Annotated in this window: 8 protein-coding genes; 2 read left to right on the forward strand and 6 right to left on the reverse strand. The window is 71.6% G+C overall.

Going from position 1 to position 12027, the window contains the following annotated elements:
• Positions 1 to 70: 70 nt before the first annotated feature.
• Genes treZ through glgX form a run of 3 tightly spaced genes read right to left on the reverse strand, consistent with a single transcriptional unit; the run spans position 71 to position 6182 of the window.
• Positions 71 to 1798 carry a malto-oligosyltrehalose trehalohydrolase gene (treZ, locus tag KZ829_RS32885; protein ID WP_220147717.1) on the reverse strand — a complete coding sequence of 576 codons (1728 nt, stop codon included), beginning with the start codon at positions 1796 to 1798 and terminating at the stop codon, positions 71 to 73.
• A complete protein-coding gene (gene treY / locus KZ829_RS32890) occupies positions 1795 to 4071 on the reverse strand; it encodes a malto-oligosyltrehalose synthase (RefSeq protein WP_220147718.1) in 2277 nt (758 codons plus the stop codon). The genes treZ and treY overlap by 4 nt, the downstream gene beginning before the upstream one ends.
• Positions 4071 to 6182 (reverse strand): glycogen debranching protein GlgX, encoded by a 2112-nt coding sequence (gene glgX, locus KZ829_RS32895; protein WP_220147719.1) that lies wholly within the window; start codon positions 6180 to 6182, stop codon positions 4071 to 4073. The genes treY and glgX overlap by 1 nt, the downstream gene beginning before the upstream one ends.
• 183 nt (positions 6183 to 6365) lie before the next feature.
• Between glgX and KZ829_RS32900 the strand changes: the two genes are divergently transcribed.
• Both KZ829_RS32900 and KZ829_RS32905 read left to right on the forward strand, forming a co-directional pair.
• Positions 6366 to 8252 carry an amylo-alpha-1,6-glucosidase gene (locus KZ829_RS32900; RefSeq protein WP_220147720.1) on the forward strand — a complete coding sequence of 629 codons (1887 nt, stop codon included), beginning with the start codon at positions 6366 to 6368 and terminating at the stop codon, positions 8250 to 8252.
• Positions 8253 to 8266: 14 nt separating this feature from the next.
• Entirely contained in the window at positions 8267 to 9520 is a 1254-nt protein-coding gene (locus KZ829_RS32905) for a glycosyltransferase family 4 protein (protein WP_372453934.1), read from the forward strand.
• 16 nt (positions 9521 to 9536) lie between these two features.
• Here KZ829_RS32905 and KZ829_RS32910 read toward each other — a convergent pair whose 3' ends face one another.
• Genes KZ829_RS32910 through KZ829_RS32920 form a run of 3 tightly spaced genes read right to left on the reverse strand, consistent with a single transcriptional unit; the run spans position 9537 to position 12008 of the window.
• The gene (locus KZ829_RS32910; RefSeq protein ID WP_220147721.1) at positions 9537 to 9800 is read right to left on the reverse strand and encodes a UBP-type zinc finger domain-containing protein; all 264 of its coding nucleotides are present in this window, start codon (positions 9798 to 9800) and stop codon (positions 9537 to 9539) included.
• Complete coding sequence (locus tag KZ829_RS32915; RefSeq protein WP_220147722.1) at positions 9797 to 11371, reverse strand: Na+/H+ antiporter; 1575 nt, start codon at positions 11369 to 11371, stop codon at positions 9797 to 9799. Before KZ829_RS32915 ends, KZ829_RS32910 begins: the two co-directional genes overlap by 4 nt.
• A gap of 34 nt (positions 11372 to 11405) precedes the next feature.
• Positions 11406 to 12008, reverse strand: coding sequence for a fibronectin type III domain-containing protein (locus KZ829_RS32920; protein WP_220147723.1), 603 nt, complete (start codon positions 12006 to 12008; stop codon positions 11406 to 11408).
• Between the last annotated feature and the right edge of the window lie 19 nt (positions 12009 to 12027).

The following is a 12027-nucleotide window of genomic DNA, read 5'->3' on the forward strand; positions in this document are numbered from 1 at the left end:
ACCAGTGGGATTTCTTCTTCTTCCGTGATTTCCGCACGCTCACCAGCACATGATGGCGGATCGTGGCACGTCAGCGAACCGCGACGACGGCGGCGCTCTCCGGCGGCAGGACGAGCCGGTCCCGCTCGACGACCACGCCGGGCGAGGTGGCCAGCAGCACCGATCGGGGCAGCGCCGGCACGCTGACCGTCTGGGGCGTGTCCGCCAGGTTGGCGGCCACCACGTTGGGCCCGCGACGGATCACCACGTGCCGGTCGCCGTGCCGGACCTCGACCTTGTGCAGCCACGGGTCGGTGAGGCCGGGGATGCTCCGGCGCAGCCGGATCAGTTTCCGGTGCAGCTCCAGCATCTCGGCGTGGCCGGGTTTCTGGAGCTCGGACCAGTCGAGTTTGGAGCGCTCGAAGGTGGCCGGGTCCTGTGGGTCGGGGACGTCGGCCTCGGCCCAGCCGTGCCGGGCGAACTCCTTACGCCGTCCGTTCTGAACGGCGGCGGCCAGGTCGGGCTCCGGGTGACTGGTGAAGTACTGCCAGGGGCTGCTGGCCGCCCACTCCTCGCCCATGAAGAGCATCGGCGTGAACGGTGAGGTGAGCAGCAGGGTGGCGGCCACCTTCAGCAGGCCGGGCGAGAGGGTGGCGGTGAGCCGGTCGCCGACCGCCCGGTTGCCGATCTGGTCGTGGTTCTGGAGGAAGGCGACGAACCGGTGCCCGGGGGTGCGCTGCCGGTCGACCGGGCGGCCGTGCCGGCGGCCGCGGAACGACGACCAGGTGCCGGCGTGGAAGAACGCACCCTCCAGCACGGTACGCAAACAGTCGAGCGATCCGAAGTCCCCGTAGTAGCCCTGGCGCTCGCCGGTGAGCAGGGTGTGCAGCGCGTGGTGCACGTCGTCGTCCCACTGCGCGTGCAGGCCGAACCCGCCCGCCTCGCGCGGGGTGATCAGCTTGGGGTCGTTGAGGTCGGACTCGGCGATCAGCGACAGCGGCCGCCGCAGCTCGGTGGCGAGCGTCTCGACCTCGACCGCCATCTCCTCGAGCAGGTGCACGGCGCCCTCGTCGTGCAGCGCGTGCACGGCGTCCAGCCGCAGGCCGTCGACGTGGTAGTCGCGCAGCCACATCAGGACGCTGTCGATGATGTAGCGGCGCACGTGGCCGGAACCCGGGCCGTCCAGGTTGACCGCGCTGCCCCAGGGGTTGCTGCCGCCGCTCAGATAGGGGGCGAACATCGGCGCGTACGCCCCGGAGGGGCCGAAGTGGTTGTAGACGACGTCCAGCACGACGCCGAGGCCCCGGGCGTGTGCGGCGTCGACGAAGCGTTTCAGGCCGTCGGGTCCCCCGTACGCCTCGTGCGGCGCGAACCAGCAGACCCCGTCGTAGCCCCAGTTGCGGGTGCCGTTGAAGGCGTTGACCGGCAGCAGCTCGACCAGGTCGACGCCGAGGTCGGCGAGGTGGTCCAGCCGCTCGATCGCCGCGTCGAACGTGCCCTCCGGCGTGAACGTGCCGACGTGCAGCTCGTAGAGCACCGAGCCGGGCAGCTGCCGGCCGGTCCACGCCTGGTCGGTCCAGGCGAAGGCGGAGTGGTCGTAGAGCCGGCTCAGGCCGTGCACCCCGTCCGGCTGCCAGGGCGACCGCGGGTCCGGCAGCGGCTGCTCCCGCCCCTCCAGGAGGAAGCCGTAGGCGGCGTCGGCGGGGGCCGGCAGGTCGGCCCGCCACCAGCCATCCACGCCGGCCTCCATGGCGTGGTCATGGTCGCCGAGACGCAGTCTGACCCGCTTGTCCGGAGCCCATACCTCGAAGACAGTCATTCCTTCACCAGGAGAGCGACGGGATAGGTGTGCAGCAGCTCGGCCACCGGCAGTCGATTGCCACCGTAGCTGGTGTTCGTGAACACTTCCGTCCAACTGTGACCGTCCAGTGACAGGCTGGTATCCCCCCAGCTGCCGTGCCGTGACAATCCGATCGGCAGCCGGGTGGCCACGGCGACCACACCGCCGCGGTCGAAGGCGACCACGTGGTGCCCGGCCCGCCCTTCGGCGTAGACCGGCCGGTAGGAGCCGAACAGCTCGGGCCGCTGCCGTCGCAGCCGCAGCACCCGGCCGGTGACCAGCAGCTTGGCCGCGCCGGTCGCGTCCACCGGCGGCAGCCAGCCGTCGTCGATGCGGTTGAGCAGGGCGCGGCGCTCGGCGAAGTCGACCGGCCGCCGGTTGTCCGGGTCGACCAGCGAGTGGTCCCACAGCTCGGTGCCCTGGTAGACGTCCGGCACGCCGGGCATGGTGAGCTGGAGGAGCTTCTGGCCGAGCGAGTTGGACCAGCCGGGCGGGGTGATCGAGGCGGCGAAGTCGGCGACCTCACGGTGCAGGGCCGGATCGTCGTAGATCCGGTCGACCATCTGCCGTACGGCGGTCTCGAAGGACTCGTCGGGGTTCAGCCAGCAGGTTCCGGTCCCGGCTTCGCGGGCGGCCTTCTGGGCGTACGCCTGGAGCCTCTCCCGGGAGATCGGCCAGGCGCCCACCGTGACCTGCCAGATCAGATGGGCCAATGACGGGTCCGGGAGCGGAGCGAACCGGGTCCACCGGCGCACCACCTCGGTCCAGTCACCGGGCACCTCGGCGAGGACCGCGAGGCGGGCCCGTACGTCCTCGCCGCGTTTGGTGTCGTGGGTGGCCAGCGCGGTCATCGAGCCGGGCCAGTCCTGTTGGCGCTCCAGGGCGGCCTCGTGGAACTCGTCGGGGGTGGTGCCGAACCTGGCCGGATCGCTGCCCACCTCGTTGCGGGCCACGAACCGGGTCCATCGATAGAACGCGTTGTCCTCCACGCCCTTGGCCATCACCGCGCCGGTGAACTGCTGGAACCGGATGGCGAGTTCGTCGGCGGGGTTGCGCAGGCGTGCGGTGAGCTGGTCGAGCGCGCTGATCAGGTGTGGCCGGCGACGGCCCGCCTCGGACCGGGCCTGGGCCAGGTACCGGGACCCGGCCGGCAGGTAGGACCGGTAGACCGGGAAGCAGGCGGCCAGCTCGGCGAGGGCCCGGGGGGCGTCCTCGACGGTCGGCGCCAGATCGGCCAGGCGGGTCAGCTCGGCGGCCAGGCACCCGGTGGCGACCGTGTACTTCGCCTGGTGGACCAGGTCCTGCCAGGAGGTGGTGACACCGGTCAGGTGGTGGTCCAGGGTGTCGAAGAAAGCCTCCGTGCCGGTGTCTACGAAGACGCCGTTCAGCAGGCACATCGCGTCGTAGCCGGTGCTGCCGTCGACCGGCCAGGCGGGGAGTCTCTCGCCCGGCTCGAGGATCTTCTCCACCACGATCCAGGCGTCCGGGGCGGCCTCCCGCAGCCGGGCGAAATATCCGGCGGGGTCCCGGAGCCCGTCCGGGTGGTCGACCCGGATGCCCTGCGCGATGCCCTCCCGGTACCAGCGCAGGATCTCGGCGTGGGTGGCGTCGAAGACCTCCGGATCGTCGACGCGCAGGCCGGCCAGGTCGGTGATGGCGAAGAAGCGGCGGTAGTTCAGCTCGGTGTCGCCGCGGGTCCAGTTGACCAGCTCGTAGTGCTGCCGGTCGTGGATCTCCCGTGGCGTGCCGTCGCCGGTGCCGTCGGCGATCGGGAACCGCTTGTCGAAGTACCGCAGCTCGCCGTCCTCGGCGCGCAGGTCGTCGAGGGCGTCCGGGGCGTCGGCCAGCACCGGGACGAGCAGACGGCCGCGCGACCAGTCGATGTCGTAGAAGTGGGCGAAGTCCGACTTCTGGCCTCGCCGAAGGACGTCCCACCACGTGGGGTTCAGATGCGGGACGGCGATCCCCGCGTGGTTGGGCACGATGTCGACGACCAGGCCGAGACCGGCCGCCTTCAGCGCGCGGCTGAGACGCAGCAGCCCGTCGGCGCCGCCCAGGGCCGGGTTCACCGACGAGTGGTCGACCACGTCGTAGCCGTGTTCGGAGCCGGGCGCCGCCGTCAGCAACGGGGCCGAGTAGAGGTGGCTCACCCCGAGATCGGCGAGGTAGTCGACGAGCTCGGCGGTGATGTGCAGGGGGAAGTCGGGGCGGACCTGAACGCGATAGGTACCGCTCGGCCTGTTGTCGGGCATCACACCGTCCTGTCCAGCACGATGAGGGACCGATCCGGCACCCAGATCTTGTGCCCAGCCTCCACGATGGCCGGGCGGTGAGGGGACGGATCAGCGGTTTCGATGACCTTCTCCCACTTCTCCCCGTACTCGGCGGGAGGAGTGGTGAACTCGAGCGGCGCGTCGTGCGCGTTGAAGAAGAGCAGGAACGAGCTGTCCACGTGACGCTGGCCGTACTGGCCGCGCTCGCGGATGCCCTCGCCGTTGACGAAGAGCGCCACCGCCCGGCCGAAGTCGTTGCCCCAGTCGTCGCCGGCCATCTGCCGGCCGTCCGGAGTGAACCACTCCAGGTCGGGCAGCGGGTCGCCGCCGCCGCGGGCGGTCACCGGCAGGCCGGTGAAGAACCGGCGGCGCTGGAAGACCTGGTGCCGGTGCCGGAACGCGGTCACCTTGCGGGCGAACTCCAGCAGCTGTTCGTCGGCGTTCTGCCAGTCGATCCAGCTCAGCTCGGTATCCTGGCAGTACGCGTTGTTGTTGCCCTGCTGTGTGCGGCCCATCTCGTCGCCGTGCGAGATCATCGGCACGCCCTGGCTGAGCATCAGCGTGGCCAGGAAGTTGCGCCGTTGCCGGGCCCGCAGCGCCAGGACGTTCTCGTCCCTGGTGGGGCCCTCGATACCGCAGTTCCAGGACCGGTTGTGACTCTCGCCGTCCCGGTTGTCCTCACCGTTGGCCTGGTTGTGCTTGTCGTTGTAGGTCACCAGGTCGTTGAGGGTGAACCCGTCGTGCGCCGTCACGAAGTTGATCGAGTGGAAGGGTTTACGGCCGTCGTCCTGGTAGAGGTCGGCCGAGCCGGTGATCCGGGAGGCGAACTCGGCCAGGGTGGCCGGCTCGCCGCGCCAGAAGTCGCGGACCGTGTCCCGGTACTTGCCGTTCCACTCGGTCCAGTTCGGCGGGAAGTTGCCCACCTGGTAGCCGCCCGGCCCGACGTCCCACGGCTCGGCGATCAGCTTCACCTGACCGACCACCGGATCCTGCTGCACCACCTCGAAGAACGTCGACAGCCGGTCGACGTCGTAGAACTCACGGGCCAGCGTCGAGGCGAGGTCGAACCGGAAGCCGTCCACATGCATCTCGGTCACCCAGTACCGCAACGAATCCATGATCAGCTGGAGGCTCTGCGGGCTGCGCACGTTCAGGCTGTTACCCGTACCGGTGTAGTCCATGTAGAACTGGGGTTGATCGTCCACCAGCCGGTAATAGGTCCGGTTGTCGATGCCCTTCAGCGAGAGCGTCGGGCCCAGGTGGTTGCCCTCGGCCGTGTGGTTGTAGACGACGTCGAGGATGACCTCCATGCCGGCCGCGTGCAGCGCCTTCACCATGCCGCGGAACTCCTGGGTCTGCTGCCCGAGCGAGCCCATCGCCGAATAGCCGTGGTAGGGCGCGAAGAACCCGAGCGTGTTGTAACCCCAGTAGTTGCGCAGCCCCAGGTCGTGCAGCCGGTTGTCGTGCACGAACTGGTGGACCGGCATCAGCTCGACCGCGGTCACGCCGAGGCTCTTCAGGTGCTCGATGATCGCCGGGTGGCCGATCGCCGAGTAGGTGCCGCGCATGTCCCGCGGGATGTCCGGGTGCGCCTGGGTGAGCCCCTTGACGTGGGTCTCGTAGATGACCGAGTGGTGGTACGGGATGTCCGGGCGCCGATCGCTGCCCCAGTCGAAGTACGGGTTCACCACCACGCCCTTGGGCATGTACGGCGCCGAGTCCAGATCCGACATCTGATCCGGGTTGTCGAAGTCGTACGCGTACAGCGACGGATGCCAGTCGATGTCCGAGTCGATCGCCCGCGCGTACGGATCGATCAGCAGTTTGTGCGGATTGCACCGGAGCCCGCGATGTGGCTCGTACGGGCCGTAGACGCGGTAGCCGTACCGCTGCCCCGGCTCGACCCCGGGCAGGTACGCGTGCCAGACGAACGCGTCCTGCTCGTGGAGCTGGACCTTCCGCTCGTTGCCGGCGGGGTCGAACAGGCAGAGTTCGACCGCCTCGGCCACCTCGGAGAAGATCGCGAAATTCGTGCCCGTCCCGTCGTAAGTAGCGCCCAGCGGGTACCGGTGACCAGGCCAGACCTGCATATCGTGCTCCCGCCCCTCGGCCGTCCGTATGATCGCGGTCGGCGGGCGAGTGCATGCCCATCCGTGGGACCGGCTAACCCTGCGCGGCCGCGTCAGAGGTCATTCTCGCGGACTTCACTGCTAACGTCGGCCCGACTGTCCGGTTAGCCACTGATATCTCCCCATCCGGGGGTTTGGGTCATCGTGCCGCGCAACGATCAGATCATTTTCGGGCCGCAGGTCTGCGGGTCCGTTTCCGCCGAGGCCGGTGGCGGCCGGGAATGGCTCGTCACCGACGGCCTCGGCGGCTACGCGGCGGGCACGATCAGCGGTCTGCGCACCCGCCGGCGGCACGCCCTGCTGGTCACCTCCGGACATGTCGCGCTCACCTCGCTCGATCTCACCGTGACGCTGCCCTCCGGGGTCAAGATCCCGCTTTACACCCACGAGTGGGCGTCCGGGGCGATCGACCCGGCCGGGCACACCCACCTGGAGGTGTTCCGACTGGTCGACGGGCTGCCACGGTGGCGCTGGCGGATCGGCGACGTGGTGGTCGAACGGGAGCTGGCGATGCGGCACGGCCATCCGTCGCTCGCCGTGGCGCACCGGGTGGTCAGCGCGCCCGGCCCGATCGGTCTGGCGGTCGCCGCGATGTGCACCTGGCGGACCGAGGGCACCTCCCGCCGGGCGAGCGGCCCGGCGCTCTCCGTGGAGCCGGTCGCCGACGGCGTGATCGTCGACGGCGCCTACCGGCTGCACGGTCCCGGCTGGCAGCCCGCCGGGTTCTGGCACGTCGGCGTGCACACCCGTGAGGACGGCGCGGACGACGACCTCTGGCACGCCGGCAGCTTCTTCCAGCAGGCCGGGCCGGGCCAGACTCTGGGGATCTCGGTGTGGGCCGGCGGACTCGGCGAGACACCGCCACCCGTGCCGGCGGTCATCGCCGCGGAGCGCGAGCGCGCCCATCGCCTGGTCACCCTTTCCAAGGCCGAGGGGTACGGGGAAGCGCTGGTCCTCGCCGCCGACCGCTTCGTGATCCGCACCCCGGACGGGCCCGACGTGGTCGCCGGCTACCCGGGGCAGGGCCGCTGGGCCGGCGACACGATGATCGCCTACGAGGGGCTGTTCCTCGACACCGGCCGGGTCGACGAGGGCCGTGAGCTGCTGATCTCGCGCACCCGGGCGGCGGTCGGCGAGCCGTCCGGCCCGGCCGCCCCGTGGCTGCGGCACGACCCGCTGGACGCTCCGCTGTGGCTGGTGCACGCGGTGGACCGGCACGTCTCGCGGACCGGCGACGGGGCCCTGGCCGCCAAGCTGGCCATCCCGCTCGGCCGGCTCCTGCGGCACCGCCTGGACGGGTCCGGCCCGCTCAGTCTCGACCCGGCCGACGGGCTGCTGCGGCTCACCATCCCGCCCGGCGCCCCCGGCGACCTCCCGGCCGTGCCGCGGGTCGGCAAGCCCGTGGAGATCAACGCGCTGTGGGTGAACGCCCTGGCCGCGATGTGCGAACTGCTCGGCGAGACCGGCCGCGACGACGCCGAGCCGCGGGCCCGGCTGCGGCTGGCGCGCGAGTCGTTCCAGGCCCGCTTCCCGGCGCCCGAGGGCTGGTTGTACGACGTGGTCGAGGGCCCGGCCACCACCTACCCGCTCGGCGCGGGCGCCTACCACGACGACCCGTCGCTGCGGCCGTACCAGCTGCTCGCCTGGTCGCTGCCGTACGCCCCGATGCGCGGCCGTCCCGGCGGCGCGGTCCAGGCCGTGGGCGAGGCCCTGCTCACACCGCTCGGCCTGCGCACCCTCGCCCCGTCCGAGTACGGCTACCAGAGCCGCCCGCCCGCCGAACCCGACCCGGCCTACCACCAGGGCGCCGTCTGGACATGGCTGATCGGCCCGTACGCGGACGCCTGCGCGGCCACCGGCCAGCCGGTCGAGGGCCTGCTGACCGGGCTCGCCGCGCATCTCGGCGAGACGGGCGTCGGCTCGCTGGGTGACACCGCCGAGGGGGACTCGCCCCACCGGGCCACCGGCTGCCTTTTCTCCGCGCGATCGGTCGCCGAGGTGCTACGAGTGAAACAGCGGTACCTGACGTGAGGGAGGTGGCACCGGTGCTTCGGATCATGATGCTGAGCTGGGAGTACCCGCCACTGCTGGTGGGCGGGCTGGGCCGGCACGTGCACGCGCTCGCCACCACGCTGGTCCGGGCCGGGCACGAGGTCACGGTGGTCACCCGGCACACGCCGGGCACGCTCCTGGAGGAGTACGCCGAGGGCGTCCGTGTGATCCGCGCCCCGGACGACCCGCCGGGCTTCGAGGTGGTCGACGGGAACCTGCTGGCCTGGGCGGTCGCCTTCAACCACACGCTGACCCGGTCCGCGCTGCGCGCCACCCGCACCGGCCGGTACGACGTGGTGCACGCCCACGACTGGCTGGTGACGCACGCCGCGATGACCGTGAGCGACCACCTGGACGTGCCGCTGGTCGCCACCGTCCACGCCACCGAGTCGGGCCGTCACCAGGGCTGGCTCCCGGAGGCCCACAACCACACCATCGACGACATCGAACGCTGGCTGGCGACCGGCGCGGCCCGGGCGATCGTCTGCTCGGCGTACATGAAACGCGAGGTCGGCCGCCTGTTCGGGGTGAAACCGGACCGTACCGACGTGGTCTTCAACGGGGTCGACGCGCTGCGCTGGCGGGCCCGGCCGAGAGCGGTGGCCGCCGCCCGCGCCCGGTACGCCGGCTCCGGACCGCTGGTCAGCTGCGCCGGCCGGCTGGTCTACGAGAAGGGCGTGCAGCACCTGCTGTCCGCCGTGCCCGAGCTGCGGGACCGGTTCCCCGGTCTGCGGGTGGTGATCGCCGGCGACGGGCCGTACCGGGCCGAGCTGGAGGAGCTCGCCGCCGACCATCCGGAGGTGACGTTCGCCGGCTTCCTCGACGGGCACGAGCTGACCGCCCTGATGGGCGCCTCCGACTGCTACGTGGTGCCGAGCATCTACGAGCCGTTCGGGATGGTGGCCCTGGAGGCGGCCGCCGCCGGCACCCCGGTCGCGGCCGCCGACACCGGTGGCCTCGCCGAGATCGTCGAGCACGGCGTGACCGGGGTGAAGTTCGCCCCGAACGACCCGGCCGCCCTGGCCTGGGCGGCCGGCTCGGTGCTGGCCGACCGCGAGTACGCCCGGGCCCTGGCGCTCCGCGCCCACGAGCGGGTCCACGAGGACTTCAACTGGCCGGCCATCGCGGCCCGCACCGTGGACGTCTACGAGCTGGCCCGCACCCAGGACGCCGGCCAGGTGACCCGCGAGGCGGAGTCCGTGCTGGCCCGCATCCCCTCCCCCACCACCGCCCACTCCCACAGCTGAGCCCCGGAGCAGATCCTCATCCGAGCTGCTCGTCCTCGTAGCACCAGCGCCAGGACTCGCCGGGCTCGAAGGACCGCATCACCGGATGGCCCTCGGCGGCGTGGTGCGCCGACATGTGCCGCCGCGGCGACGAGTCACAGCAGGCGACCATCCCGCAGCCCAGGCAGAGCCGCAGGTGCACCCAGTTCTGGAAGCCGGCGGCCACGCACTGGGGACAGCCGTCCGGATAGCTGCTGAGCGGTGCGGCTTCCACCGCCTCCTTGAGATGCTGGCAGGTCAATCGTCACTCCGTTGCAGCTGGGACTCTTCCAGGTCGAGCTCACGCTGGGCGCGGACCAGCACCTCCTCGGGGATCCGCCCCTCGTTCCGGGCGGTCTTGAAGACGTGCCGTTCGGCACTGATCATCTCCCGCCGCAGCCGACCGTACGCCGCCGACGGGGTTTCCCGCTCCTGGCTGCCGAGCCGCTCCCACGCGTTGTTGCCACGGTTCTCCACCAGCCCGCGCAGCCGCTCCACCACCGACTCGGGCGCGCCGTCGGCGTGCTCCTCCAGCGCCTCCAGCGCCGCCCGCCCGGCCGCGTGCTGCACCCCGGCCTCGGCAAGCGCGTCCTCGGCGCCGCTGTCCTCCCGGACGCCGAGGCGGCGGGCCAGCCACGGCAGGGTGGTGCCCTGCACCAGCAGGGTGAGCACGATGATCGCGAAGGCCACGAACACGAACAGCTCACGCGGGTAGACCGGGACGTCGTCGACGCCCGGCTCCGGCAGCGTCTGCGCGGCGGCCAGGGTCACCACGCCCCGCATCCCGGCCCAGGCGATCACGGTGGGCACGGTCGCCGGCGGCCGGTCCTCCCGGTTGCGGATCCGCGGGATGAGCCGGGCCAGATAGGTGGCCGGGTAGATCCACAGGAAGCGGATCACCAGCAGCGCCCCGAACACCACGGCGGTGACCTTGACGGTGGTGGCCGTGTCGGTCTCGATGGCGCTGAGCACGTCGCGCAGTTGCAGGCCGACCAGGAGGAAGACCACGCCCTCCAGCAGGAAGACGATCAGCCGCCAGACCGCGTCCGTCTGCAACCGGGAGGTGGGCGACAGCAGGTAGGGGATGCGGTGCCCGAGGTAGAGCCCGGCGATGACGACGGCCACCACGCTGGACGTGTGCAGGGTCTCCGCGACGATCACCACGACGAACGGGGTGAGCAGCGCCACCGCGTCGTCGAGCAGCGGGTCCTCGACCTTCCGGTGCAGCCAGGCCGCCGCCACCGCGAACGCCAGGCCGATCAGCAGCCCGCCGCCGGCCGCGCGGCCCACCGCGGCGGTGATCTCCCAGAACCCGATCGCGGTGCCCATCAGCGCGCCGACCGAGACCCGCACCATGACGAGCGCGGTCGCGTCGTTGAGCAGGCTCTCGCCCTCGAGGATGGTGACGACCGGGCGCGGCAGGCCGACCCGGCGGGCGATCGCGGTCGCGGAGACCGCGTCCGGCGGGGCGACGATCGCCCCGAGCGCGACGCACGCGGCGAGCGGCACGGCGGGCAGAAGCAGATGTACGAGGAAGCCCACCACCAGTGCGGTCACGACCACGAGACCGACCGCGAGCAGCAGGATCGGCCGCAGCGCCAGCCGGAACGCGGGGACCGAGGTCTGCAGCGCCGCCACGTACAGCAGCGGGGGCAGGATCCCGATCAGCACCAGCTCCGGTTCCAGGTGCGCGTCCGGGAAGCCGGGCACGTAGGACAGGCCCAGCCCGGCGACCAGCAGGACCAGCGGCGCCACGAAGCCCAGCCGGCGGGCCAGGGCCGCACCGACCACCGAGATCGCCACCAGGACGACCGTGTCGACGATGCTCTCCATGCCGGGAAGCTTAGAGAGTCACCGGCCGGCGCCCCTACGTGGTGGTGACCACGTAGGAACGGGCGACCGTCCGGGTGTAGGTGCCCTCCCGCTGCAGGTCGTCCGCCCTCAGCACCGCGTCGACCGAGAAGACGTAGTGGCTCTTCGGCTGGAGGCCGGACACCGTGGCGCTGACCTCACCGCACTTCGCCGGGGCGCTGCGGGTCCAGCCGATCTCGGGCTGCACGCCGCTGACCAGGTCCTGGCTGATCGCGGTGACCCGGTAGTCGACGATGTTCGAGCCGCCCGGGTGGTACCAGGTGACCACCGCGCTGGTGCTGGACGGCGTGACGGCCAGCCCCTCGATCGGCGTGGAGTGGTTCCGCGGCGTACAGCTCGGTGTGGCGCTGCCGCTCGCGCTCGGCGACGCCGTGGGCAGCGGCGGCAGGGTGGCCGACGGGGTCGGCGAGGCCGTGCCGGGCGTGGTGCTCGGCGACGGCGTCGCCTGGCCCTGGTCCACCAGGATCCAGCTGGTGCCGACGCCGGAGGTCGTCTCGTCGTCCCCGGACCGCTTGCCCGAGGAGGCGGAACATCCGGCGATCAGCAGTGGCAGCACGACGGCGGACAGGGCGACGGCGGACTTCCGGTATCCCAGCACGACAGCACTTTCGGGCCGC

It is taken from the genome of Actinoplanes hulinensis, assembly GCF_019429605.1.
Classification (GTDB): Bacteria; Actinomycetota; Actinomycetes; order Mycobacteriales; family Micromonosporaceae; genus Actinoplanes; species Actinoplanes campanulatus.